The organism is Micromonospora sp. NPDC049081, from assembly GCF_040648835.1.
Taxonomy (GTDB): Bacteria; Actinomycetota; Actinomycetes; order Mycobacteriales; family Micromonosporaceae; genus Micromonospora; species Micromonospora antibiotica.
In genome coordinates this window covers 141,549-167,931 of the sequence record NZ_JBEZEK010000001.1, presented here as the reverse complement: position 1 = coordinate 167,931, position 26,383 = coordinate 141,549, and the positions used below count along the sequence as shown (strand labels likewise).

Genomic DNA, 26,383 nt, shown 5'->3' with positions numbered 1-26,383 from the left:
CCGTCCGGGACCCGACGGGTCCCGGACGGCCGGCTCACAGCGCGCCGATCTGGTAGCCGAGCCCGTGCACCGTGCGGACCACCCGGTCGCCGAGCTTGCGCCGCAGGTAGTGCACGTACGTGTCGACCACCGCCTCGGTCCGGTCCGCGCCGAACACCCGCCCGCGCAGCTGGCTGCGGCTGTGCACCATCCGGGGTTGGCTGGCGAGCAGCCGGATCAGTTCGAACTCCCGCCCGCTGAGCGTCACCTCCCGACCGTCGGGCAGCCGCACCCCGCGCTGGGCCAGGTCGAGCTGCCCGGCCCCGATCGGGATCAGCTCGGCCCCGTCGAAGCGGCGGCGGGTCAACGCCCGTACCCGGGCCATCAGCTCCGGCACCTCGAACGGTTTCGGTAGGTAGTCGTCGGCGCCCGCGTCGAGGCCCCGGATGCGTTCGTCGAGGTCGCCGAGCGCGCTGAGCATCAGCACCCGGGCGGCGACGGAGCGTCGCCGCAGCCGGATGAGCAGGTCGACCCCGTCGATGGCCGGCAGTCGCCGGTCCAACATGATCACCTGGTACGGGCCGCGTAGCGCCAGGTGCAGTCCCCGCTGGCCGTCGCGGGCCAGATCGATCCGGTACCCCGCCCGACGGAACAGCTCGACCAGCATGTCGGCGAGTTCCACGTCGTCCTCGACGAGGAGCAACGGGCCGTGCGCCGGGGGTGACGGGTCGGTCATCCGTTCATGGTCGCACCGAAACGGGAGAAGGTTGACCGGCGGAATATCTCGCCGATCAGAATCTGCTCAGCTCGTCGCGCTGACCCGACCGCTCGCGGTACGCCCCCCACCAGCAGAACGGCCACCGGGTCCCGGTGGGATCGACACCCGGCGGCGGGCCGTCCTGCTGCCCACCACCCGTCGGCAGCCGTACGGTGAAGGTGGCTCCCGTCCCCGGTCGGCCGGCCGCGCTGATCGTGCCGCCGTGCGCGGTGACCACCTCGCGGATCAGGGCCAGACCGAGCCCGACCCGGCGGTCCCCGGCCCCGGGGCCACGGTGGAACCGGTCGAAGATCCGGTCGGTGTGTCGGGGGTCGAGGCCCTGACCGGAGTCGCTGACCACCAGCTCGACGTGGTCCGCGGACGCCGGTCGCAACCGCACCTCGACGTGGCCGCCGGGCGGGGTGTGGTGCAGGGCGTTCGTCAGCAGTTCCGTCACCACCCGGCGCAGCGCCGACCCGACGCCGCAGACCGGGACCGGAGCGTCCACGCCGGCCACGGTGAACGTCACGCCGTCCGCGGCGGCGCGTGGCGCGTCGGCCTCGACCGCCTCGGCGACCAGTGCCGCCAGGTCGACCGGGGTCAGCGGCCGGGTCACCGCCGACGGGTCGGCCAGCCGGGCCGACAGGAGCAGCTCGTCGACGATCTCCCCGAGCAGTCGGGTGGTGCGCAGCAGCCGGTCCAGGTCCCGCCGGTCGGCTCCGCTGTCGGCGCAGGTCGACCGCTGCGCCAGCAACTGGGCGGCGGTGTGCACCCGGGTGATCGGGGCCCGCAGCTCGTGGCTGGCGTCGGCGACGAAGCGGCGTTGCCGGTCGAGCGCCTCGGTCAGCGGCTGCACCGACCGGCGGCGCAGCCGCAGGTCGGTCGCGGTCGCCGCGACCAGGACCGCCACCGCGGCGGCCGACACCCCCCAGAGCAGGTGTCGCCGCTCGGCGAGCTGGAAACGGGCGTCGAAGACCACCTGGACGACCTCGTCGCCGCGCAGTTGCGTGCGGACGTGGTAGACGGTGCCGTTGCGGGCCACCTGGTCGACCTGCGGCCGGCCGGTGCGGGCCACGGCGTGGATGGCCGCGTGCTGTGGGAAACCGGCCGGCGGCGCACCGGCGTGCCCGGTGTCGCTCGCGCCGCCGAAGATCCAGGTGCAGCCGGACGGGTCGGCCGGGCGGCCGTGCACCATCGCCCAGTCCAGCTCGTGGCGGATCTTCGCGCCCTGGACGTGCAGCAGGGCGGCGTACGCCAGACCCCCGACCAGGGTCAGCAGGGCGACGACCAGCAGGCCGACGGCGAGCCCGGTGCGGGGGCGGGTACGGGGGGCCGACCGCACCCCGCCGCTCAACGGCACCGTGCTTCCGCCCCGTGCCCGCGTGCCCGGACGCGCCCTCGTCCGCCCGCGCGGCCACCGACCCCCATCCATCGAAGATGACACATCACCCACCGGAGCGGAAGGGATCCGGATCTCCTCCAGGGTGGTGGACCCGTTCGTCCGGACGGGGGTCGTCATTGACGGCCGGCATTCTCGTTAGCGTTAACAATCAATTCCGTGGTGATCGCCGCTGCGCCGGTTGGCTGCGGTGGCGGCGGTGTGGTCACCTACTGTGAGCAGCTCTTGAGCCGCCCGAAACGCTCTGGTAACATCGCCGGATCTGAATGGGACCCCGGCCGGCCCGTTCGCCCCTTCCTGTCCGTCCACACAGTGTTCGCCGGTCGTCCGCCCATGTGAGCGTTCACATTGCCTGGCGGTCCGGCCCAGACCAAGGAACACCGGGCACGCGCGGGCCGACCACACCACCCGGTCTCGGTGACACCGTCACCGCAGGCCACCGCACCGGGATCCCCCGGAAAGGCACCACCCGTCCCCCATGAAGGAGCACCCCCATGCATCTCCAGGCTGACCGACCCGGCCCGGCTCCCCGCCGGCCCGGCCCCCGGCGGCGGCGATGGCTGCTGCCGGCGGCCACGGCGATCCTGACCGCCCTCAGCGGCGGTGTCCTCGTCGCCGCCAGCGCGACCGAGGCCGCTGCCGCCACGATCGACACCGGTGCCTCGTACGTGCTGGTCAACCGCAACAGCGGCAAGGCCCTCGACGTCTACAACCTGGCCACCACCGACGGGGCCCGGATCACCCAGTGGACCCGCAACGACGGCAGCCAGCAGCAGTGGCAGTTCGTGGACTCCGGCGGCGGCTACTACCGGCTGAAGTCGAAGCTGTCCGGCAAGGTGCTCGACGTCTCCGGCAAGTCGACCGCCGACGGCGGGGCGATCGTGCAGTGGACCGACAACAACGGCACCAACCAGCAGTTCAGCATCCAGGACGTCGAGGGCTACATTCAGCTGATCAACCGCAACAGCGGTAAGGCCGTCGAGGTGCAGGGCGCGTCCACCGCCGATGGCGGCAACATCGTCCAGTACGCCGACTGGAACGGCACCAACCAGCAGTGGCAGCTCGTCCGGGTCGGTGGCACCACCCCGCCCACGACGACCCCGCCGCCGAGCGGCAGTTGCACGCTGCCGTCGTCGTACCGGTGGTCGTCGACGGGATCGCTGGCCACCCCGAAGTCGGGCTGGGTGTCGCTGAAGGACTTCACCGTCGCCCCGTACAACGGCAAGCAGCTCGTCTACGCCACCACGCACGACTTCGGCAGCTCATGGGGGTCGATGAACTTCGGCCTGTTCACCAACTGGTCGGAGATGGCCTCGGCGTCGCAGAACGGCATGAACTCCGGGACCGTCGCGCCGTCGCTGTTCTACTTCGCGCCGAAGAACATCTGGGTGCTCGCCTACCAGTGGGGTGGCGCGGCGTTCTCCTACCGCACGTCGACCGACCCGACGAACCCGAACGGGTGGGGCCCGGCCCAGACGATGTTCACCGGCAGCATCTCCGGCTCCGGCACCGGCCCGATCGACCAGACGCTGATCGCCGACAGCCAGAACATGTACCTGTTCTTCGCCGGTGACAACGGCAAGATCTACCGGGCCAGCATGCCGATCGGGAACTTCCCCGGCAACTTCGGCTCCAGCTACACCACCATCATGAGCGACACCACGAACAACCTGTTCGAGGCGCCGCAGGTCTACAAGGTCGCGGGCCAGAACCAGTACCTGATGATCGTCGAGGCGATCGGTTCCCAGGGCCGTTACTTCCGGTCCTTCACCGCCACCAGCCTGAACGGCTCGTGGACGCCGAACGCGGCGACCGAGAGCAACCCGTTCGCGGGCAAGGCCAACAGCGGTGCCACCTGGACCAACGACATCAGCCACGGTGAGCTGCTGCGCACCAGCGCGGACCAGACCATGACCATCGACCCGTGCAACCTGCAACTGCTCTACCAGGGCCGGTCGCCCAGCTCCAACGGGGTCGACTACGGCCTGCTGCCCTACCGGCCGGGTCTGCTCACCCGGCAGCGCTGAAAATGCGCACCGGCTGACCTCGGGGCTTCCTGACGTCCGCCGGTGGCCCGGGATAGACCGGGCCGTCGGATCACCTGAACGACCTCCGCACCACCGATCGGCAGGGCCCGCACCTCGGGCCCTGCCGATCACCGTTTCGCCGCCGACACCCGGGGTGGGAGCAGTGCCGACCTGCCGGCCGGCACCGGCCGGCGGCGTCCACGACCGGCCGGAGCCCTCACCCCGGCCGATCCGCCGCCCGGGGTCCGGGGCATCGTCAGGCCAGCCGTACCCCGGGCGGTCCCGAGGGCCGGCTGCGGCGGTCCCGTCCCGTCGCAGCGATCCGGCATCCCGCCCACCATCACGCCGGCCCGGACCGGGATGGCCCGCCCACCACCCGGGGCGGGCGGGGCGCCGACGCAACCGGAGAGGGCCGGCTCCGACATCCGGAGCCGGCCCTCCCGGCCTACCGCCGCCGTGACGGCGGCGGGTCGTGCGTCACACCTGGGTGAACCGCCACTGCTGGTTGCTGGCGCTGTGGCAGGTCCACTGCAACAGGCGGGCGCCGTCGGCGGTGGAAGCACCGTTGACGTCCATGCAGAGCCCGCTCTGCACGTTGCGCACCGTGTAGACCCCGGCGGTCGTGGTCGCCGTCGCGGTGAACTTCTGCCGGTCACTGTTGTTGCAGGTGGCCTGCTGGAGGAACGCACCCGCGGTGGTGGAGCCGCCGATCACCTCGGCGCACTTGTTGCTGTGCACCGCCTTCAGGTAGACCGCGCCGCTACCGGCGTCCACGGCCTGCCACTTCTGGTTGTTGCCACCGGTGGCCGCCCACTGGGTGAGCTGGGCGCCGTCGGCGGTGGAGACGCCACTGACGTCCATCAGCTTCCCGCTGTGCAGGGCGGTGAGCGTCCAGGTCTTCCCCGCCACGCCGGTGCCGGTGCCGGTGCCGGGCGTGCCGACACCATTCCCGCCGAAGGTGTGCGAGTCGAGGTCGAACCAGTTGTTGGTGCTGCCCTTGAACACCATGTAGAGCGTCTGCGTACCGGACAGCGCGGACACGCTCACCGGTGCGGTCGACTGGTAGTTGTTCCAGCCGCCGGTGCTGGGCACCGGGGTGGTGGCCAGCAGGGTGCCGGTCGGCGAGCCGGCCCGCAACTCGATGGTGCCGCCACCGGAGGGCGACGACAGCCGGTAGCTGACCGTCGAGATACCCGCCAGGCTCATCGGGGTGAACGCGATCCAGTCGTTGTTGGAGATGTCCCCGACCCGCTTGGTGCTCTCCGCACTGGCCTCGTCGACGACCCGGATGCCGGACTGGCTGCTGAAGTACTCGGCCTGCTTGTGCTTCGGCTGGAGGATCGCCTGCGCGGTGCCGGTGAGCGGGGACGAGCCGCCCGGGCCACCGCTGTCGGTGTAGCGCGCGTTGAGCACGTAGAACAGGTTGGCGCCGTCCGGGTGCCCACCGAGCAGGTCGGTGGAGATGGTGCCCGAGCAACCCGGGTACTCGGTGGTCTCGTGCGCGTGGTCGTCGTGACCCAACGCCGGGTTCAGGAGCACCTTGGTGCAGTCGACCGTGCCGCCGTCCGGATCGGTGACGCTGATCTGGTACGACACCTTGTCACCGAAGGTGAGCATACCGCCGCTGGCCGGTGTGGTGATGGTGACCACCGGCGCGGAGTTGCCGACGGTGATCTGGACGTTGGCGAAGCCCGTCTTTCCGGTGTTGTCGGTGACCTTCAACTGCGCCGTGTAGTTGCCGTTGGTGGTGTAGACGTGCGACGGGTTGGCTGCCGTCGAGGTGGTGCCGTCGCCGAACGTCCACTGGTAGCTGAGCGTGTTGCCCGGGTCCGGGTCGGCCGTGCCGGCGCTGCTGAACTGGACGTTCAGCGGGGCGAGGCCGCTGGTGGGCGTCCCGACGGCCTTGGCGATCGGGGACCGGCCGCCCTGGATGTAGTCGATCCGGTAGAGCCCGGAGTCGCTGTTGCCGCCACCGAAGTTGGTGCCCCACTCCAGCACGTAGAGCGAGCCGTCCTTGCCGAACTCCAGGTCCATCGGCTTGTTGAACCGCCCGCCGGGCAGGAACGTGTTGGTGCGGGTCACCGCCGTCGCGGAGTCGAAGTGCACCTCCTTGATGTAGCTGCGCGACCACTCGTAGAAGAAGTGCACGCCGTCGTAGTAGGGCGGGAACTTGGTGGCCGACGGGTTCGCCGGGTCGTACCGGTAGACCGGCCCGCCCATCGGGCCGGAGCCGCCGGAACCCAGCTCCGGGAAGGTCGACGAGGTGCCGTAGCCGTACCACATGTTGGGGGCGACGATCGGCTTCAGGCTGGTCAGGCCGGTGTTGTTGGGCGAGTTGTTGACCGGGGCGTTGCAGTTGAACTTGGCACCGACCACGCCGGTGTCCGGGTTGTACGGCGCGTAGGGCTGGTTGTCGCCGTGGCAGAACGGCCACCCGTAGTTGCCGGGTTGCTTGATCACGTTGAGTTCGACCAGGCCCTCGGGGCCGCGGTTGGTGGTGGGCGGGTTACGGTCCGGCCCGTAGTCGGCCAGGTAGACCCAGCCGTTGGCCGGGTCGATCGAGAAGCGGAACGGGTTGCGGAAACCCATCGCGTAGATCTCCGGCCGGGTCTGCGCCGTGCCCTGGGGGTAGAGGTTGCCGGTCGGGACGGTGTAGCCGCCGCTGTCCGAGGGACGGATGCGCAGCAGCTTGCCCCGCAGGTCGTTGGTGTTGCCGGCGCTGCGGGCGGCGTCGAGGTTGGACTTGCCGGAGCGCCAGTCCAGCGGCGCGTAGCCCTGCCAGTTGGGGTCGAGGTTCGGCGGGGTGTCGTCACCGGTGCCGATGTAGAGGTTGCCGTCCGGGCCGAAGTCGATGTAGCCGCCGGTGTGGCCGGGCTCGGGGAAGGTGCGGTCCCGGTACGCCGGGATGTCTATGATCCGCGCCTCGGTGGACAGGTTGAGGGTGTCACCGGACAGCGTGTAGCGGGAGACGCGGTTGACGTCGGTGCTGCTGCTCGCCGGTGAGTGGTACAGGTACACGTAGCCGTTGGTGGCGAAGTTCGGGTCGATCGCCATGCCGGTGAGACCGTCCTCGCCGCCGGTGTAGACGCTCAGCGTGGCGGCGGTCACGGTGCTGTTGGTGGTCGGCTTGAAGATCTTGACCTGGCCGCCGCGCTGGACGTACATCACCCGGCCGTCGGGCAGCACGTTCAGCGCCATCGGGTCGACCGTGTTGTCGTCCAGGGTGCGCTTCTCGAAGTTGCCCCAGACGGTGCCGCCGCAGTCACCGGGCAGGTTGCCGGCGGCCCACTTCACGCCACCGAGGACGTGGTTGCGGAAGTTCGTCTCGCTGTAGGAGTCGATCGCGTGGCCCATCGCGGTGGCCCACACCCGCCCGCCGGCGGCGGTGCGGCACCAGGAGATCGGGTGGTCCGGGCCCATCGCCCGGGAGCCGGGGTTGTAGGTGCGCTCGTCGGCGGTCACCAGCACGTGTACGTTGCCGCGCGGGTTGGCGTCGAAGTTGTACCACTCCTCGCTGCGGTTCCACCGGTCCGGCAGGCCAGTGGTCGACGGGTGCTGCTTGTCGGCGACGATGGCGGTGCCGGGCAGCACGCCGGGGGAGTGCTCCGGCATGTGGGCGCCGCCGTTGAGGGTCTGGTCCCACCAGGGGTACTCGCCCTCGATGCCCATGTCCAGGGCGTTGTGGATGCCGACGATGCCCTTGCCACTGGCGAGGTAGCCCTCCACGGCCTGCCGTTGGGCGGCCGAGGTCCAGACCATGCCGGAGGTCTGGAACATGATGATGACGTCGAAGGTCGCGAGGTTGGCCGTGGTGAAGACGCTGGAGTCCTCGGTCTGCACCAGCTCGAAGTTGTTGGCCGCCGCCTGCTGCTGGAACATGCTGATCCCGGCGGGGATCGAGTCGTGCCGGTAGCCCACCGTCTTGGTGAACAACAGGGCGCGGAAGGCCGGGGCCGCCGACGCGGGTGGGGCGAGGCCGAGCGAGAGTAACAGGCCGGCGATCATGGCGATGAGCAGTGTGGTACGACGCATGCCGTCTCCTAGTTTTCGGCGGGCAACTCCGGTGGCGACCGTGGTCCGTCGGCACCCAGGTGTCAGCTGGGCGCACGAGGGCACGGGTGTGCTGCTCGGGTCGTCGTGCCGTCCGCCGCAACGGCCGTCCGCCCCGCAGAGGTCACAGAAAGTGACGTGGCTGGTGTTCTCGTCCCGTGGGCCGCGACGCCAGGATGGGCCAGTCATCGATACGTGTCAATGGATTCGAAGAGGTTCGATGTTTCGACGGGTCGACGGTGGTCGCCCGGGGGTGCTGCGACCCGGCTTCGGTGCCGAGTAGAAGGGATCGGCCTGGGAATTGCGTCGGGAGGAGGATTGTGGACACGCATCGAAACATCTATCTTCATACGTGTGATGTTTCGTCGATGTCAAGGAAAGTTTGCGTCGTCGAGACGTAAGCACCTGCGGCAGCAGGCAAAAGCCGGCCCAACCAGCCCTTCGCGCGGGCCGGCGGCGCGACGCGGACCACGTCGATGACTACTTTCTGTGAGGGTTCCCGGAATGCCAGATCCGCCACCCGCGTCGCTGCTCACCCTGCGGGGCATCAGGAAGTCCTTCCTCGGGGTACGCGTCCTCGACGGCGTCGACCTCGACGTCGCGCCCGGTGAGGTGCACGCCGTCGTCGGCGAGAACGGTGCCGGGAAGTCCACCCTCATGAAGATCGTCTCGGGCGGGTACGCCCCCGACGGGGGCACCGTCGAGGTGGACGGCGCACCGCAGGTCTTCCGTGGCCCGCGCGACGCCCAGCGGGCCGGGATCGGCATCATCCACCAGGAGTTCAACCTGCTCCCGGACCGTACCGTCGCGGAGAACGTCCACCTGGGACACGAGCCGGTACGCCGGGGACTGGTGGACCGTCGGGCGATGCGCGAGCGCACCGGCCAGCTGCTCGCCTCGATCGGCGAGACCACCCTCGCGCCCGACGCCACGGTCGGCGGGCTCGGTGTCGCCCAGCAGCAGGTCGTCGAGATCGCCAAGGCGCTCGCCCTGGACGCCCGGGTGCTCATCATGGACGAGCCCACCGCGGCGCTGGCCGACCACGAGGTGGAACTGCTCTACGGGTTGGTGCGCCGACTCCAGCAGCGGGGCATCGGCCTGCTCTACGTCTCGCACCGGCTCACCGAGGTCTTCGACCTGTCCGGGCGGATCACCGTACTCAAGGACGGCCGCCGGGTCACCACCGTGAACACCGCCGACACCGACACCGACGACCTGGTCCGGCACATGGTCGGCCGGGAGCTGTCCAGCTACTACCCCGACCGGGCCACCTCCGACGACCTCGGCCCGGTACGGCTGGCCGTCCGGGACGCGGGCAACCGGAAACTGCACGCCGTCGACCTTCAGCTGCGGGCCGGCGAGGTGCTCGGCGTCGGCGGCCTACAGGGCTCCGGACGGTCCGCGCTGGCCCGGGCGCTCTTCGGCGTCACCCCGTTCACCACCGGCGAGGTGACCCTGGACGGCCGGCCGGTCCGGCTGCGCTCACCCCGTAGCGCGATGCGGGCCGGCATCGCCTACGTCACCGAGGACCGCAAGGGCGAGGGGATCGTGCCCCGGCAGTCGGTGCTCGACAACGCGCTGCTCGCCACCCGGGCCGTCGGCGCGGCCCGTTCCGGTCGTGCCGCCCGCACCCGACGCGTGCGGGAACTGCTCGCCACCGTCGAGGTCCGTGCCGCCGGTGACGACCAGGAGATCCGTTTCCTGTCGGGGGGCAACCAGCAGAAGGTCGTGCTGGCCCGCTGGCTCGCGCTCGACCCGCAGGTCCTGCTCTTCGACGAGCCGACCCGGGGCATCGACGTGGGTGCCAAGTCGGCCATCCACGACCTCGTCCGCCGCCTCGCCCGCGACGGCGCGGCCGTCCTGATGATCTCCTCGGACCTGCCCGAGTTGCTGGGGATGAGCGACCGGATCGTCGTCATGCGCGACGGCCGGATCGCCGGCGAACTGCCCGCCGACGCCACCGAGGAGGACGTCATGGCCCTGGCCGTCGGCCACATCACGGAGACCGACCGGTGAGTGTCCTGACGCTGTTGCCGGTGCGGCGTCGGGTGCCGGGCGTGTTCGTGGCCCTGACCCTCACCCTCGCGATCGGCTGGCTGGTCGTCCAGGTCGACGGCGGTCAGCTGTTCAACCAGTCCACGACGGTCAGCCTGCTGCACGTGGCCGCCGGTCTCGGGTTCGTCGCCGTCGGTCAGACGCTCGTCATTCTCGGTGGGTCGCTCGACCTCTCCGTGGCGTACGTGATCAGTCTGAGCACCCTCGTCGCGGCCGAGACGATGAACGGCAGCGACGGGGCGCTGTTGCCGGCGGTGGGCCTGGCGCTCGCGGTCAGCGCCGGTGTCGGGTTGTTCAACGGGCTGCTGGTGACCAGGCTGCGGATCAACGCGTTCATCGCCACGCTCGGCGTCGGGTTGCTGCTCAAGGGGTATCTCGACAGCAACTATGACGGTCCGGCCGGCGCCACCTCGCCCGGCCTCGTGCAGTCCCTCGGCTATCAGCGGGTCGGCCCGGTGCCGCTGTCGTTCCTGTTGTTGCTCGCCGTGACCGGGGCCGCCTGGTTCGTGCTGTCCCGGACCCGGTTCGGTCACCACCTGGTCGCCGTCGGCGGCGATCCGGAGGTCGCCCGGCTCTCCGGCGTCCGCAACGACCGGGTCCTGGTCGCCGCCCACGTGCTGTGCTCGTTGTGTGCCGGGCTCGCCGGGGTCTACCTGGCCAGCCGGCTCGGCTCGGGTGCACCCCGGGTGGGCACCGAGGGCCTCTACGACCTGGAGTCGATCGCCGCGGTGGTGATCGGCGGGACCGCGCTGGCCGGTGGACGCGGCGGTGTGGTCGGCACGGTCGGGGGAGTGCTGCTGCTGGCCAGCATCGATGCGATCTTCAACCAGCTCGAGGTGGACGCCTTCTTCAAGCAGGTGATCAGGGGCGTCATCATCATCGCCGCGGTCGCCGTCTACGCCCGTCGGGCCCTGCGAAAGGCGGCGTCCTGACCATGCAGATCGTCCAGCGTCGTCCGCTGCCCCTGCGCCGCGTCCGGCTCCGCCCCGGCGGGGTGCTGCCGATCCTGGCGATCCTCGCGGTGCTGCTGGTGCTCGTCGGCATCCGGCAGCCCAGTTTCCTCGACCCGCCGTCGTTGATGTCCTTCCTCGGCCGTTCGGCGCCGGTCATCCTGCTCGCCGCCGGGCAGTACTTCGTGATCGTCTCCGGCGAGTTCGACCTGTCCGTCGGCTCGTTGGTCACCGCGCAGGTGGTGGTCGCGGCCCGGCTGATCGACAGCGACCCGGCCCGGACCTGGCCGGTGGTGCTGCTCCTGCTCGCCTTCGGCGCGCTGGTCGGGCTGGTCAACGGCCTGATCACGACCCGCCTGCGGGTGCCGTCGTTCATCACCACCCTGGGCATGTTCCTGATCCTGGTCGGCGCGGTCTACCTGTGGTCCGACGGGGCACCGAAGGGTGGCCTCTCCGAGGAGTTCCGGCGGTTCGGCCGGCGGGCGATCGAGGACGTGCCGCTGCTCGGCCGGGTGCCGTACGCGCTGCTGGTCCTGGTGGTCGTCGCGGTGCTCGCGGTGGCGTTGATGCGGTCGGACTTCGGTCGGACCCTGGTCGCCGTCGGGGACAATCCGCGCACCGCGCAGCTGAGCGGGGTACGGGTCTGGCGTACCCGGACCGTCGCCTTCATCCTCAGCGGGCTGGCGGCGGCCGTGGCGGCGATCCTGCTGGGTGGCTACAGCGGGGTGTCGTTCCAGGCCGGCGCGGGCCTGGAGTTCGGGGCGATCACCGCGGTCGTCCTCGGCGGCGTCGCGCTGGGCGGGGGGCGCGGTTCGGTCGTCGGCGCGATGCTCGGCGCGCTGACCCTCGAACTGCTGTTCGCCCTGATGAACTTCTACGGCGTCTCCGGCGCCCTCCGGTCCACCGTCCAGGGCGCGATCATCCTGCTCGCCGTGGCGGTTTCGGCAACCCGTTCTTCGTCACGATAAGGGGAATCCATAGTGCGACGTTGCATGGCGGCGCTGGCCGCCGTCACCCTGCTGTCCCTCACCGCCTGCGCCACCGACGAACCGGGCGCGGGCCCGTCGGGCGGTTCCTCCTCCTCGGCCGCCGGGTCGGGGACCGGGGAGCAGTCGAAGTTCTTCGTCCAGGCCGACTACGACGCCGAGTTGGCGTTGCTCGGCGCGACCCCGACCGGGCCGGCGGACAAGCCGTGGGAGCAGATGCTCAACCCGACCATGGTGGACACGGCGACGTTCAGGAAGGCCGGTCCGCACAAGATCTGCTTCTCGAACGCCGCGCTGAACAACCCGTGGCGGCAGGTCGGGTTCAAGACGATGCAGGCCGAGGTGGAGGCACAGAAGAGCCGCATCAAGGAGTTCGTGCACGTCGACGCCGAGGGCAAGGACCAGAAGCAGATCGCCGACATCAACGACCTGCTCGGCAAGGGCTGTGACGCGCTGATCGTCTCGCCGAACACCACCGCCACGCTCACCCCGGCGGTCGAGGCGGCCTGCAAGGCCGGGCTGCCGGTGATCGTCTTCGACCGTGGGGTCAACACGAAGTGCCCGGTGACGTTCATCAACCCCATCGGTGGGTACGGCTTCGGTCACGCCGGCGCCGAGTTCGTCAGCCAGAAGATGAAGCCCGGCGGCAAGGTCCTCGCCCTGCGCATCCTGCCCGGGGTCGACGTCCTGGAGACCCGCTGGTCGGCCGCGAAGGTGGCGTTCGACAAGGCGAAGGTCGACGTGGTGGGGGTGGAGTTCACCGACGGTGACCCGGCCAAGACCAAGAAGATCGTCGACGACTACCTCCAGCGGTACGGCACCATCGACGGTGTCTGGATGGACGCGGGTGCGGTCGCCGTCGCCGCGGTCGAGGCGTTCCAGGACGCGGGCAAGCCGGTGCCGCCGATCAACGGCGAGGACCAGCTCGACTTCCTGAAGGTGTGGAAGGACAAGAACCTCACCGCGATCGCGCCGACCTACCCGACCTACCAGTGGCGTACCCCGATCATCGCGGCGTTGCGGATCCTCGACGGCCAGCAGGTGCCCAGCCCGTGGAAGCTGCCCCAGCCGACCATCACCCAGGACAACCTGGACCGGTACCTCGACACGGACATGCCGCCGCTGCACTACGCGATGTGCGGCTGCACCGACCTGCCCGGTTACCCACAGCGCTGGAAGTAGGCCCGGTGTACGCCATCGGCGTCAACCCCTGGGTGTGGGCGTCGCCCGTCGACGACGACGCCCTCGCCGAGCTGATCCCCCGGATCGCCGGGTTCGGCTTCGACGCGGTCGAGTTGCCGATCGAGCAGCCCGGCGACTGGGACCCGGTGCGGACCCGGGACCTGTTGGCCGCGCACGGCCTCGTCGCGGCCGGCGTCTGTGCGGTCACCCCGCCGGGGCGGGACCTGGTGAACGCGTCCCCGGCGGTCGTGGCGTCGACCGTCGCGTACCTGCGGGGGTGCGTGGCGGCTGCGGCGGCCGTGGGCGCCCCCTGTGTCGGTGGTCCGGTGTACGCCTCGGTCGGGCGCACCTGGCGGATGTCACCGGCGGCCCGGGCGGACTGCTATGCGGAGTTCCGGCGGGCCCTGTCGCCGGTGGCCGAGCAGGCCGGTGCGTGTGGCGTGAGCATCGGGGTGGAGGCGTTGAACCGCTACGAGACCAGCGTGGTCAACACCGTGGCGCAGACGGTCGAGCTGATCGACGGACTGCCGTCGAGCGTCGGCATCATGATCGACACCTATCACATGAACATCGAGGAGTCCGATCCGTACGCGGCCCTCGCCGCCGCCGGACCGTACATCAAGCACGTCCAGGTCAGCGGCACCCACCGGGGCTCACCCGGGGCGGACCACTTCGACTGGCCGCGCTTCTTCGCGGTGCTGGGGCAGACCGGTTACCGGGGTGCGGTCTGCATCGAGTCGTTCACGGCGGAGAACGAGACCATCGCCACCGCCGCGGCGATCTGGCGTCCGTTGGCCCCGTCGCAGGACCGGCTCGCCACGGACGGTCTGCGCTACCTACGGGGGGTCGTCGCCGGCCCTCGCGTCGCTGCGGGCTGATGCGGTGAATGCGCTGATGTCCTGCCGGCGGCAGGACTGCCGGAGTGCCTTGACAGCAGGACCGAACGGCAGGACAGTCGTCATACTTATCGATGATTAACGATCTATAGGCGAGGGGTGCCATGCGTAAGTCGCTGACGGCTGTGGCCGCCGTCGTTGTTGCCATCGTCGCGATGATGGCCGCGGTCTCGCACGCCAGTGCGGCGAACGCGGCCGCCGGTTGCCGGGTGGACTACGTCGTCACCAGCCAGTGGACCGGCGGCTTCCACGCCGACGTCGCGGTCACCAACCTGGGCGAGCCGGTCGACGGCTGGACGCTGCGGTTCGCGTTCCCCGCTGTCGACCAGCAGTTCGCCCAGGGCTGGAGCGCCACCTGGGCCCAGTCCGGCCAGCAGGTCAGCGCGACCAACCTCAGCTGGAACGCGACCCTCGGCACCAACGGCGCCGCGAACATCGGTTTCGTCGGTGCCTGGTTCCTCAGCAACCCCGTGCCGGCGTCGTTCACGCTCAACGGCGTCGCCTGCACCGGCGGGGTCCTGCCCAGCAGGACGACGGCCGGGCCGACCACCTCGCCGCCGGTCGCCGACTACCCGGCGATCGTCAACTGGGTCAGTCCGACCGTCGGCGCGGTCTACACCGCACCGGGCCCCGTCCCGCTGGCCGCGACCGCGACCGTGGGCGGCGGCCACTACATCACCGGGGTGTCGTTCCGGGTCAACGGCGTCACGGTGGCCCAGGGTGTGCGGACGACCGGCGACCGGTTCGACGCACAGTGGACGCCCCCGACCGGCGCTCCCGGGACCAGCACGACCTACCTGCTCAACGTCTCGGCCGGCACCGACCAGTCGCTGTCCGGTGGTGCGCCGCCGCTGCTGGTCACGGTGGTCACGCCCCCGTCCTCCGGCACCAACCACCCGCCGGCGGTGGCGCTGAGCACCCCCGGTGGGCAGACGTACTTCCTTGAACCCACGACGGTCACCCTGGTCGCCGACGCCACCGACGCCGACGCCGGGGACACCATCAGTCGGGTGGAGTTGTATCTCGGCACGACCAAGCTGGCCGTGACGCCCACCAACAGCGGGCAGCGCTACCAGTTCCAGGTGCCCCTGTCCGCCGGCACGTCGTCGACCTTCACCGTGCGGGTCCACGACTCCCACGGTGGTGTCGGCATCTCGAACCCGCTGACCTTCACCGTCCGCTAGCCCGTCACCTCCGGTCCGTCGTACCCCCGCCACGGTGGGCGTACGACGGACCGGAGGTCGGGCGGGTGCAGGCCGGGTGGGCGGATCACGACGCGGTGCCCCGGGGCCTCCTGATGACCTCGATCATGCTGGCCAGCGCCTCGTCGCCGTGCCCGCTGCCGGCCCGCTCCCGGAGCATGTCCCGGATCGGGACCATCACGTCCGGCCGGATTCCCTGGCCCCTGCTGGCCTCCACCAACTTGGCCAGACCGGCGGCGTTCAGGCCCACCGTGGAGATGTCGGTGGCGTACCGGCCCGCGTCGACCTGCCGGGCGGCACCCGTGATGCTGGGCAGCACCACGTGGGTGATCCAGGACCCGACGAACGGCGTCAGCGCCGCCGCGGGGACGCCCTCGGCGGTGAGCATCGCGAAGCCGTGCAGCGCGCCGGCGAGCGACGACCAGAGGATGCCCAGCAGCGACAGGTCGTAGAGACTGGCGACCCCCGGGTCCGCGCCCAGGAGGACGCTGTTGCCGCCGAGGACCTTCAGGGTCGACTCGTACGTGTCGAAGACCTCCGCCGGGCCGCCGTAGAACAGCAGGGTCTGGGGGAGCCCGACGGCCGGCGGCACCGTCAGGAGGCAACCGTCGAGGTAGCTCGCCCCCAGGGACTGCGCCCACCGCGCGGCCCCCCGGGCGTCCTCCGGCACCCCGGAGGTGAGGTTGACGATGGTCTTGCCGTCGAGTGCCTCCCGCACCGGTTCGAAGATCTCGTACAGGGCCCGGTAGTCGACCACGCAGACCACCAGGAGGTCGCTCACGGCGACCGCGTCGGCGATCGTGTCCGCGCGGCGCGCGCCCTGCTCGACAAGCGGGTCCGCCCGGCTGGCGGAGCGGTTCCACACCGTCGTGGGGTGGCCGGCCCTGAGATATGCGCCCGCCAGGGCCGAACCCATCATTCCGAGGCCGACGACCGACACGCGTACGCCATTGTCACCGGACACCGGTGTCACACTCCTCTGTGTTCCGGAAAAGGCAGGAAAGGGATTAGGTGCCGGCACACAGAAAGCAGGTGCCGCCGCCGATCCGACAGTGGTGAGCCTAGACGCGGGCAGATGAGCCCTCAACCACTTACTGCAAGGTATGTGACCGGTCGCCGATCACCCCACCCGGCGGAGCCGGCCGCGGACGATGGCTGTTCCCCCAGCCCGGGGTGGCTGAAATGGGTTTCCGGACGCCGGGCCCGTCGGGTGGTGCCGACCTTTCCGTGATCGCGGAAAAGGGCAGCCGACCACGTGTCGCCGCCAGGCGCGGGACCGGAATCGGCCCGCATTCCGGGACGCCGGAGCAGACGCACACCGTGCCCCCGTCGGGCGAACTTTCGAGATCACCGGAAGTCAATTCCGACGGCGACCGGAACTGGGGTGGACCCGTGCCGTGCGTCGGCCCGACGGTTGGTGCCGTGGGCCCTGGTGCACCTGGCCCCGGCCACCACGGGTGCCCGCGCCGCAGTCGGGATCACCTGTGCCGGGCGCCCCACGAAACGGGGGACCGGGCGACTTCGCGCGCTAGACTCTGCGGCACACCGGGGCGCGCGGGGAACGCGTCCCGGCCGTTCGGGGAGTGGGCGAATTGAGTGTCAGGGTGCGGCCGACGCATTGCGGACTCGACGCCGCGATCGAGGTGATCAGTGGCAAGTGGAAGGTCGTGATCCTGTGGGCCCTCAGCGACCGGCACCGACGGTTCGGTGAGCTGAGAAGGCTCATCGGAGTGAGCGAAAAGGTGTTGTTCCAGCATCTGCGCGAGTTGGAAGCCGACGGCATCGTCCACCGGGAGACCTCCCCGGGCCTGCCGCTGCGGGTGCAATACTCACTCACCGATCGCGGTCAGGCGCTGAATCAGGCGCTCAAGCCCCTGGGGGCATGGGGCCGGGAACACCTGCCGGAGCGGGCCGTGCCCGTGCCCGGCGACAATTGATTCCGGGCCGGAATGCGTCGGGTGGCTCCGCCCACCGCCACCGCCCACCGTCATCCCGGATGACCGCGTCCCGTCGACCGCCCGCGCGGCGGCAGGCGGGCCGCACGCGGCGGCTCGGTGTGGACCGGGTCCCGGCGGCTCGGTGCCCCCCGGATCGGGCACCCGTCGCTTACCATGGGTGTCGCTTCGGGGGCGGTACCCTTGCGGTGGCATCCGATGCGGTGGTTTTTTCCTGTTCTGGTGGTTCCTGTTATTGGGGTGGTGGTCGCGGTGGCGGTCGGAACGATTCTCAGCTTCGACGACGTGAAGGGGTACGGCTTCATCAGCCCGGAGGGCGGTGGCGAGGATGTCTTCGTCCACGCGAACGACTTCGGCGATCAGCGGCCGAACGTGGCCCCGGGCATGCGGGTGGAGTTCGAGTCGGTGGAGGGGAACCGGGGGGTCAAGGCGCTCTACGCGCGGCTGCTCAACCCGGGCCCGGTGACACCGCGCGCGACCGTCGCGCGCAGCGTGCCGGCCGCGACGGGCGTGCCGGCCGACCGCGCCGACGACGACGAGTGCGACGTGCTGACCGCCGCCGCCTTCCGCGCCGACATCACCGATCTCCTGGTGGAGCAGGTCCCGACGCTCACCGGTGGCCAGATCAGCCAGATCCGGCAGCACCTCACCCAGTTCGCCCGCTCGCACGGGTGGCTGGAGGACTGACTCCGCCGGCGGCCGGTTCCCGTCGTCGCCACGGCTGCGACGGGGGTCGGCCCCCGCCGTAGCCTCGACCACGGATCGATCGCACGGACTCTGCACCCGTGCCGCCTCGACGGGCTCTCCGCCGTCGAGGCTGCCGGTGTCTCCGACGGCAACCTGTCCCCGTGGGTCCGGTGGGCGGCACCCTGCGCAGGCTGGTCCGGCTCGTGTTAACACTTGACGTCATCGATGTTAGCGATAACGTACGGGGGTCAGTGCCGCCCTGCCGCCCGCCACCCGAGGTGATCAGTTGAAGCGTCGCACCCTGCTGTCCGCCACCAGTGCCGCCCTGGCCGGGGCGACCCTGCTGCGCCCCGCGACCGCGTCCGCCGCCCCCGGGGACGGTTACGTCATGGCGTACTTCACCGAGTCGCCGAGCATGACCGCCGCCAACTACGGGCTGCACCTCGCCGTCAGCAGCGACGGCCTGAACTGGACCCCGCTCAACCAGAACCGCCCCGTCGCCACCCCGACGCTGGGCAGCCGGGGCCTGCGCGACCCGTTCGTCCTGCGTAAGCAGAACGGCGGCTTCGTGGTGCTCGCCACCGACCTCAACGGCACCGACTGGAACTACCAGAGCCAGTACCTGCACGTCTGGGACTCGGCCGACCTGCGCACCTTCACCGGCTACCGGCTGCTCAAGGTTCACTCGCTGGCCACCCACGCCTGGGCGCCCGAGGCGTACTGGGACGCCGGGCGCGGGCAGTACGCCGTGGTCTACTCCGCCGTCACCGGCGGCCGCAACGTGCTGATGGTGAACTACACCAGCGACTTCGTGACCGCTTCCGCCCCGCAGACGTTCTTCGACCCCGGCTACGACGCCATCGACGGCAGCTTCGTCAGCGTCAACGGGGTCAACTACATGTACTTCAAGAACAACACCAACAGCACCCTGCTCGGCACCCGCTCCACCACCCTCAACCCGGGCAGCTTCAGCATCCACACCGCCGCCATCGGCCCCGGTCGGGGCGTCGAGGCCCCGCAGATCGTCAAGTCCCACACCGCGAACACCTGGTACCTGTGGGGCGACACGTGGAGCCCCAACGGCCGGTTCTTCTGCTGGCAGACCAGCAACGTGGCCGGCGGCACGTGGAGCCTGCTCAACGACCGGGCGTACACCCAGCCGCTGAACTCCAAGCACCCCGGGATCGCCCCGGTGACCTCGGCCGAGCTGACCGCGCTCACCGCCGCCTGGGGGCCGCCCAGCTGGAACCGGATCAAGTCGTACAACTTCCCCGACCGCTACCTGCGGCACGGCAACAACGTCGCGCGCATCGACCCGTACCCGTTCGAGCCGTACCAGGACCAGCTGTGGACCCTGGTGCCGGGCCTTGCCGACCCGGCCGGGGTGTCGTTCCGCTCGGTGAACTACCCCGACCGGTACCTGCGCCACTACGACTACACGATCCGGTTGGCGGCCAACGACGGCACCAGTGCGTTCCGGGGCGACGCCACGTTCTACCGCACGGCCGGCCTCGCGGACTCGTCGTGGACGTCGTTCCGGTCGTACAACTTCCCCGACCGCTACCTGCGCCACTACGACTACCTGCTGCGCATCGACCCGCTCACCAGCAGTTCACCGGCCACCGACCGGCAGGACGCCACCTTCCGGATCGGCTACTGACCACACCCGGCACCCGGCGCCCGGCACACCGGCGGACGCCGAACCCGCCCGCCGGTGCCGGCGCGTCCGGCCCTATCCTGGCCCGATGTCGTACGCCGAGCTCCGTGTCGACCAGTGGAACGACCGGTCCGAGGAGGCCGCCGGCCGACTGGCCCGGGAGATCGCGGCACGGCACGACCTGACCGTGGTGGGCCTACGGGACACCACCTACGCGGGACGCCGGCACCGCACGGCGGTGTTCGACCGGGGCGGGCTGCGGTTCGCGCTGGTGCCCGGCGGCCGGCCGACGCTCGGCTACGACGCGGCCCGGTTCCACCCCAGCGCGGGTCAGCAGGCCAGCTACGCCGACAGCGCCGAGGAGTACGGCCTGCCGCCGCTGACCGAGCACCTCGACGCGATGACCTCGCCCGTGCGCGACGTCGACCTGCCGGCGATGCTGGTCGCGGTGGAGGCGTTCGAACCCGGCGAGATGCCGGTGCCGCCGGACGACCCCCGGGTCGGTGAACTCGTCGCGTCCCTCGGCCGCCGGAGCGACGGGGCGGGCACGGTGAGCTCCGCCGACGGGCTGACCGTCGAGCTGGACGCGACCGGCCGGGTGACCCGCGCGGTGCTGGTCGAGGAGTTCGACCACGACGAGGCGATGGCCGCCCTCACCGACCTCGGGCTGCGGACCACCAGCCCGGACGAGTGGGAGTGGGCCTGCGGCGCGGGCGCGACCACCCTGTTCCGCTGGGGCGACGACACCCCCGACGACGGCTACCCGGTCGAGCAGGTGACCGGGGTGCACCGCACGCCGAACCTGTGGGGGTTGGCGATCGGTCAGGACTCCTACCGGTACGAGGTGACGACCGAACCGACGGTGGTGTGCGGCGGTGACGGCGGTGTCGTCACCTGCGGCGGCAGCGGCTTCTTCCTGGGCTGGCTCACCCTCGCGACGGCCTACCGGGACGGGGACTTCGGCCGGTGGCTCGCCTCCGACGACGGGTACGCCGACGAGACCCTGACCCGACCGGTGATCAGTCTGGGCTGAGCGACGGCCCACCGGCCGCCACCCGGCTACTCGCTCACTGCCGACCGTACCGGGCCCGGGGCGTGTTCCACCCGGGCCGCGCCCCGGGTCCGACGGTCGACGACCACGAGCAGCGTCGCGACGGCGATCGCTACCGCCGCCAGCGCCAGCGCCACCGTGTGCAGCGCGTCGGTGAAGTGCCGTCCGCGCAGGCCGACGGGGCTCGCGGCGGCGATGAACGCCCCGGCCGCCGCGATGCTCACGTTCTCGGTGGAGAGTCGGATGGTGTTGAACAGCCCGGCCGCCGCCCCCCGTCGGCTCTCGTCCGCCTCGGAGACGGCCAGCCGGTCGATGTGACCGGAGGGCAGCCCGGCCCCCGCCCCGATGGCGAGCAGAGGCAGCGCCATGGTGGGCAACGTGCTGCCCGGCGACAGGGTCACCAGCCCCAGCGCGCCGAGCCCGCAGAGCACCACCGACGTGACCAGGACCGGGGTCATCCCGACGCTCCTGATCAGGATGCCGCCCACCGGTGGCAACGCGATCGTCGGGGCGGTGAGTACCAGCATCCAGGCGCCCGCCTCGGTGGGGGACAGGCCCACCACGTTGATCAGGTACGACGGCAGGTAGACCAGGATCGGCACCAGCACCACCATCAGGGTGCCCGCGGTGATCGCGATCGCCGTGTACCGGGGATTGCGCAGCAGCGTCAGGTCGGTCACCGGGTGCGCCACCCGACGCTCTACACCGACGAACGACAGCAGCAGCACGGCGGACAGGGCCGCCCCGCCCCACAGCAGCGGATGCGTCGCCCCGAGCCGGGGCGCCTCCACCAGGGTCGCGATGCCGATCAGCGAGGCCCCGGTGAACAGCAGCGCCCCGGCCCAGTCGAACGGCGGGTGGGCCGACGTCCGGCGTGCGGCGGCGGGCGGGCGGGCGGCCAGGGCGAGACCGATCACCAGCACGCCCACCGCGGCGGGTACCCCGAACACGGCCTGCCACCCCAGCGTCTCCAACGCCACGCCGCTGAGCTGCGGGCCGAACGCCAACCCCACGCCGAGCAGGGTGCCCAGCAGGCCGAAGGCGCGGGCCTGCGCCCGGCCGGTCAGCACGACCGACAGCAGCGCCACCCCGCCGGTCACGGTGGCCGCCGCGCCGACGCCCGTGACGGCGCGGGTCAGGTTCAGCACCAGCACCGTCGGTGCGAACGCCGAAGCGGCGGAGGCGACCGCGAAGACCGCCACCCCCGACAGGAACACCCGGTAGGGGCTCCACCGGTCGGTGACCGCGCCGCCCAGCACGAGGAACGCGGCGAACGTCGCGTTGTAGGCGTTGACCACCCACTGCGCGGCGACGGTGCTGGTCTGGAGGTCGTGTTGGATGCCGGGCAACGCGACCGACGCCCCGGTGATGGTCAGCGGGAGGACCGTGGTGGCCAGCAGCACGGCCACCGCGTGGACCTGTGCCCGGCGGGTCGGCCGGCCCCGGTGCTCCTGCGCCCCGGCGGAATCCGGTGCGGAGAGGTGACTAGACATGAGGTTCCGTTAGAGGTGTGGGCCCCGGCGTCCGGGGTCCGTGGTGAGGGCGATCAGGTCGGGAGGGCGTCGCCCCGGCGACGCGGTGGGTCAGCCCATGATCAGGCGGAGTTCCTTGCGGTTGCCGATGCCGAGCTTCTTGTACACATGGGTCAGGTGCTGCTCCACCGTGCTGATCGTGATGCTGAGATCCCGGGCGATCATCTTGTTCTGCTTGCCCCGGCCGGCCAGGGTGGCGACCTTCAACTCGCTGTCGGTGAGCGTCGACAGGAACGCCACCGGACGCCGCTCCAGCACCGTGACGGTAGCGTAGTCCCCGCGTCCGAAGTCGAGCGGTTCGGTCTGCAACCGGCGCAGGATCAGGAAGAAGTCGGGGCTCGACGAGAACCGCTCCAGCGTCGTGAGGATCGCCTCGCGGGCACCGCCGAAGACCACCCCGACGCTGTCCGTGGTCTGCATGGCCCGGGCCCGTATCTCGTCGCCGCGGGCCTGCAACGCCGCATCCACCAGGTGTACGGCGATGTCCTGCTCGCCGAGCATCTGGTAGCCGGCCGCCGCCGCCAGCCGCCACGGGAAGAGGTGCTCCAGCGCCATGCCCCACTCGGCCATGCTCCGCCCGCAGCTCATGAACCGGGTCACCGCGCCGCGTGGGTCACCGGTGCCCAGACAGAAGTGCCCGAAGCCGTGCCGGTACCAGAGGCTGTAGCTGGACTCGTCCATCAACGCCGACGGGGTGGTACGCAGGTGGTGCACCGCCGCGCCGATCCGGCCCAGGGCCAGGTTGCCCAGGACCACGGTGGCCAGCGGCTCACCGATCCGGTGCGCCCAGCGCCTCGGCTGCATCATCCGCAGCGCCTGCTCACCCCACTCGACGCCGCCCTGCACGTCGCCGTCGAGCAGCGCGCAGACGGCGTGCAGGCTGGTGAGCCGGGCCCGCCAACCGATCGGGTTCTGCCCGCCGAGACGCTGCCGGGCCGCCGCCGCGCAGGCGGCGGCGTTCGGATCCCCGGACAGCAGCAGGATGCGGATCGCGCAACTCACCAGCCACTCGACGCCGGTGGGGATCTGGGCGTCCTGGTTCTCCAGGTAGTCACGGGCCATGGTGACGTGGTCCAGGCCGGGCCAGGTGGCGGTCATCGCGTTGACCAACCCGAGGGTCATCAACTGCTCGCGGCTCATGTCCTCAAGGGACGCGCCGTGCCGGGCCTCGCCGCAGGGATAGAGGTCGGTGAGCCGGTCGAGGGCGCCGGGGAAATCGCAGGAGGCCAGCACCAGCGACTTCCACCGGTCGGATTCACGTGCCTCGGGGTGGCCGGCGAGCGGTTCGAGGCTCGCCTCGATTCTCCGGAACACCCGGTCGTAACCAACGACCTGCCTGATCGGCCGTCGCGCGGAATCGACATCGGGCCGCAACCACGTCCCCGGGAACTCTTCCGGGTAATCGCCGAATAAGGGTTCGGTTATCATTGGTCCCCCTGCCGTGCAAGTCGTTCCGAATTGCGTGACCGGCCCCTATGAAAGCACTCCTGTCTGTTCGACCGCTGATCTTTACCGGCACTGATCTTTACCGGGACGTGCCGGCGGTACGGCCGTCAGCGGGAGATCCGTTCCTCTCCCGCGATGACGACCTCCGTGAACGGATGCGGGGCGACGGGGTGCCCGGCGTTGACGATCCACGCCTCGCCGGTACGTCCCGTCGCGTGCGCCTGCTCGGCGGCGGCGGCCACCTCCTCCGGTGTCACCAACCCGACACCCGCGCGCACCAGCGCGTCCCGCCGGTCAGCGAGCATCGGGGTGTCCACCGCGCCCGGGCAGAGCGCGTTGATCCGGATGTTCACCTGCCCGAGCGGGCCCGCGAGGGACCGGGCCAGCCCGACCACCGCGTGCTTGCTCGCCGAGTACAGGGCGTCCGGTGACGGACGCACCCCGGTGGTGCTGGCCGTGACCAGCACCGCGCCACCGCCGTGCGCCCGCATCGGCGCGTACGCGGCCTGCACGCCGAACACGACGGAGTCGACGTTGGTCCGCATCATCGACTGGTACGCCTGCGGGTCGAACCCGTCGCCGACCGCCGTGCCGGCGAGCACGCCCACGTTGAGGTGCAGCAGGTCCAGTGTCCCGTGCCGGGCCAGGGTCGCCTCGACGTACTCCTGGCAGCCGGCCATGGTGGTCGCGTCGGTGTGCACGAACAGCCCGTCGCACCCGCCGGCCACCGCGCGCCCCCGCCCGGCGTCACGGTCCACGATCACCACATGCCAACCCCGGGACCGGAAGCGGTGGGCCACTGCGGAGCCGATCCCACCGGCACCCGCAGTGACCACCAGGACCTGTCCGGTCACGGAGCCGCCACGCCCAGGACGTGGCTGAACACGTTGAGCGGGTCGTAGGCCGCCTTGGCCAGTTGCAGGCGCGGGTAGTTGTCGCCGTAGAACAGCGTCGACCACGACACGCCGGAGGTGTTCTGGGTGCTGTCGAGGAAGTCGATGTCGGGCCAGTTGATGTAGGACCCCTCGTTGCGGGCGTCCGGCGCCGGCACCCCACCGGTCTCGGCGTACACGTCCCGGTAGAGCCCGCGCAGCCAGTCGATGTTCGTCGCGTCGGCGCTCGGGTCGTCCCAGTAGCTGGTGAACGACGCGGCCATCACCGACGAGCGGTGCGCCGTCGCCGTCGCGGTGGGAGCGGTGGCGTTGATCGCCCCGCCGTACGACAGCAGCGTCAGGCCGGACGCCGGGTTGGTGTAGCCGCTCGCCGTGAGCCGGTCGAACACCCGCCCCGCCTGGGCGTCGGTGTAGCGCTGCTTGAGCAGGCCACCCTTGCTCTTGGAGCGCAGTGGGCCGGTGATGCCGAACGCGGCGGCCGTGGTCGGCAGGTTCAGCGTGGTGGTCAGCCACGGCCGGGTGCCGGTGTCGAGGATCGTCGGCGTCGCGGTGACGCCCGCGGTGATCGCGCTGACGTAGGAGCTGCGCAGGGTGTTGTTGCCGCTGACCGTGGGGTCGACCTGGGCGACGACCGACAGCCGGCCGTACTCGCTGCGGTTGGCGGTCAGCGCGGAGAACAGCTTGGTGCCGGTGGCCCCGGGGGCGCTGTTCAGCTCGTGCCAGGTTCCGTAGTTGGCCATGATCCGGACGAAGTCCGCCCGGGACACGTCGGCCCAGTTCCAGGTGAGGATGGTGTTGGCGACCGCACCGGGCGGCGTCGGCAGCAGCGTGCTCGGGTTGGTGCCGGTGGCCGTGGCGCTGCGCAGCCAGAACCGGGTGACGATGCCGAAGTTGCCGCCCCCGCCGCCGGTGTGCGCCCACCACAGCTCGCGGTTCGGGTCCCCGGTGGCCCGGGTCGCCACGACGGACTTCGCCGTGCCGGTGGCGTCGACGATGACGACCTCGACCGCGTCGATGTAGTCGGCGACGATGCCGTGCTGCCGGGACAGCATGCCGAACCCGCCGCCGGTGGCGTGCCCGCCGATGCCGACGCTCTGGCAGGAGCCGCCGGGGACGGTGACGCCCCACCCCCAGTCCAGCCGCCGGTACAGGTCGCCGAGGGTGACCCCGCCCTGCACGCAGAAGGCGTTACGGGTGGTGTCGAAGGTGACCGAGCGCATCTCGACCAGGTCGATGACAACCTTCGCCGCCGGGTCGTCGACGAAGTTCTCCAGGCAGTGCCCGCCGCTGCGGACCACGACCTTCTTGCCGGCCGTCACGGCCGCCTGCACCGCGGCGACGACCTGCTTGGTGGTGCTGACGATCCGCACCGCCTCCGGGCTGCCCACGAAGCGGCGGTTGAACCCGCGCTGGAGGGCGTCGGCGTAACGGCGGTCGGTGGGGCCGATCGTCACCGGCCCTGGAGTCTTCTGCCCACCGGCCAGGCTGTCGACCTGGGCGGGCGCGGCGACCACGTGGTCGCCGATCAGCGTGCTCGCACCTGCGCCGGCGATGACGGTGCCGACACCGGACATCAACCGCCTACGGCTCAACCGGGACAAGCTTCCCCCTGGAATTGAGTGAATGTGGGGTGGACACCGCGCCCGATGCGTCGAGGCCCGGCGAAGAAACGTCAATGG

At 70.9% G+C, this 26,383-nt stretch carries 19 protein-coding genes; 11 read left to right on the top strand and 8 right to left on the bottom strand.

Annotated elements, in window-relative coordinates; genetic code table 11:
• Positions 1–34: 34 nt before the first annotated feature.
• Positions 35–715 carry a response regulator transcription factor gene (locus tag AB0B63_RS00420; protein ID WP_208567550.1) on the bottom strand — a complete coding sequence of 227 codons (681 nt, stop codon included), beginning with the start codon at positions 713–715 and terminating at the stop codon, positions 35–37.
• Between the two features lie 55 nt (positions 716–770).
• Positions 771–2,096, bottom strand: a complete 1,326-nt coding sequence (locus AB0B63_RS00415) for a HAMP domain-containing sensor histidine kinase (RefSeq protein WP_357013260.1) — start codon at positions 2,094–2,096, stop codon at positions 771–773.
• A gap of 533 nt (positions 2,097–2,629) precedes the next feature.
• Here AB0B63_RS00415 and AB0B63_RS00410 point away from each other — a divergent pair.
• Positions 2,630–4,162, top strand: coding sequence for a non-reducing end alpha-L-arabinofuranosidase family hydrolase (locus tag AB0B63_RS00410; protein ID WP_357013257.1), 1,533 nt, complete (start codon positions 2,630–2,632; stop codon positions 4,160–4,162).
• Positions 4,163–4,639: 477 nt separating this feature from the next.
• Here AB0B63_RS00410 and AB0B63_RS00405 read toward each other — a convergent pair whose 3' ends face one another.
• Positions 4,640–8,194 (bottom strand): ThuA domain-containing protein, encoded by a 3,555-nt coding sequence (locus AB0B63_RS00405; RefSeq protein WP_357013254.1) that lies wholly within the window; start codon positions 8,192–8,194, stop codon positions 4,640–4,642.
• Between the two features lie 522 nt (positions 8,195–8,716).
• Here AB0B63_RS00405 and AB0B63_RS00400 point away from each other — a divergent pair.
• The 6 genes from AB0B63_RS00400 to AB0B63_RS00375 all read left to right on the top strand — a co-directional run bounded on the left by AB0B63_RS00400 (position 8,717) and on the right by AB0B63_RS00375 (position 15,465).
• Entirely contained in the window at positions 8,717–10,228 is a 1,512-nt protein-coding gene (locus tag AB0B63_RS00400) for a sugar ABC transporter ATP-binding protein (RefSeq protein WP_357013252.1), read from the top strand.
• On the top strand, positions 10,225–11,199 hold the full coding sequence (locus AB0B63_RS00395; RefSeq protein WP_357013249.1) for an ABC transporter permease: 975 nt from the start codon (positions 10,225–10,227) through the stop codon (positions 11,197–11,199). The genes AB0B63_RS00400 and AB0B63_RS00395 overlap by 4 nt, the downstream gene beginning before the upstream one ends.
• A 2-nt stretch (positions 11,200–11,201) precedes the next feature.
• The gene (locus tag AB0B63_RS00390) at positions 11,202–12,185 is read left to right on the top strand and encodes an ABC transporter permease (protein WP_208567544.1); all 984 of its coding nucleotides are present in this window, start codon (positions 11,202–11,204) and stop codon (positions 12,183–12,185) included.
• Positions 12,186–12,197: 12 nt separating this feature from the next.
• On the top strand, positions 12,198–13,385 hold the full coding sequence (locus AB0B63_RS00385; protein WP_357013246.1) for an ABC transporter substrate-binding protein: 1,188 nt from the start codon (positions 12,198–12,200) through the stop codon (positions 13,383–13,385).
• Between the two features lie 5 nt (positions 13,386–13,390).
• Positions 13,391–14,263 carry a sugar phosphate isomerase/epimerase family protein gene (locus AB0B63_RS00380; protein WP_357013243.1) on the top strand — a complete coding sequence of 291 codons (873 nt, stop codon included), beginning with the start codon at positions 13,391–13,393 and terminating at the stop codon, positions 14,261–14,263.
• A 122-nt stretch (positions 14,264–14,385) separates the two neighbouring features.
• Positions 14,386–15,465 (top strand): cellulose binding domain-containing protein, encoded by a 1,080-nt coding sequence (locus tag AB0B63_RS00375; RefSeq protein WP_357013240.1) that lies wholly within the window; start codon positions 14,386–14,388, stop codon positions 15,463–15,465.
• Positions 15,466–15,550: 85 nt separating this feature from the next.
• On the opposite strand, the gene AB0B63_RS00370 is transcribed toward AB0B63_RS00375, so the two are convergent.
• Positions 15,551–16,447 carry an NAD(P)-binding domain-containing protein gene (locus AB0B63_RS00370; protein WP_357013237.1) on the bottom strand — a complete coding sequence of 299 codons (897 nt, stop codon included), beginning with the start codon at positions 16,445–16,447 and terminating at the stop codon, positions 15,551–15,553.
• A 640-nt stretch (positions 16,448–17,087) separates the two neighbouring features.
• Between AB0B63_RS00370 and AB0B63_RS00365 the strand changes: the two genes are divergently transcribed.
• From AB0B63_RS00365 to AB0B63_RS00350, 4 genes are all read left to right on the top strand, one after another.
• Positions 17,088–17,420: a helix-turn-helix domain-containing protein gene (locus AB0B63_RS00365; protein ID WP_307799255.1), complete on the top strand. Its 333-nt coding sequence runs from the start codon at positions 17,088–17,090 to the stop codon at positions 17,418–17,420.
• Between the two features lie 270 nt (positions 17,421–17,690).
• On the top strand, positions 17,691–18,125 hold the full coding sequence (locus AB0B63_RS00360) for a cold shock domain-containing protein (RefSeq protein ID WP_308291102.1): 435 nt from the start codon (positions 17,691–17,693) through the stop codon (positions 18,123–18,125).
• A 286-nt stretch (positions 18,126–18,411) separates the two neighbouring features.
• A complete protein-coding gene (locus AB0B63_RS00355; protein WP_357013233.1) occupies positions 18,412–19,785 on the top strand; it encodes a glycoside hydrolase family 43 protein in 1,374 nt (457 codons plus the stop codon).
• A gap of 85 nt (positions 19,786–19,870) precedes the next feature.
• A complete protein-coding gene (locus AB0B63_RS00350; RefSeq protein WP_357013230.1) occupies positions 19,871–20,815 on the top strand; it encodes a hypothetical protein in 945 nt (314 codons plus the stop codon).
• A gap of 26 nt (positions 20,816–20,841) precedes the next feature.
• Here AB0B63_RS00350 and AB0B63_RS00345 read toward each other — a convergent pair whose 3' ends face one another.
• From AB0B63_RS00345 to AB0B63_RS00330, 4 genes are all read right to left on the bottom strand, one after another.
• Complete coding sequence (locus AB0B63_RS00345) at positions 20,842–22,326, bottom strand: MFS transporter (RefSeq protein ID WP_357013227.1); 1,485 nt, start codon at positions 22,324–22,326, stop codon at positions 20,842–20,844.
• 90 nt (positions 22,327–22,416) lie between these two features.
• Entirely contained in the window at positions 22,417–23,679 is a 1,263-nt protein-coding gene (locus AB0B63_RS00340) for a LuxR C-terminal-related transcriptional regulator (protein WP_357013224.1), read from the bottom strand.
• Positions 23,680–23,918: 239 nt separating this feature from the next.
• Positions 23,919–24,665, bottom strand: coding sequence for an SDR family oxidoreductase (locus AB0B63_RS00335; protein ID WP_208567536.1), 747 nt, complete (start codon positions 24,663–24,665; stop codon positions 23,919–23,921).
• A complete protein-coding gene (locus tag AB0B63_RS00330; protein ID WP_208567535.1) occupies positions 24,662–26,296 on the bottom strand; it encodes an FAD-binding protein in 1,635 nt (544 codons plus the stop codon). Before AB0B63_RS00330 ends, AB0B63_RS00335 begins: the two co-directional genes overlap by 4 nt.
• Between the last annotated feature and the right edge of the window lie 87 nt (positions 26,297–26,383).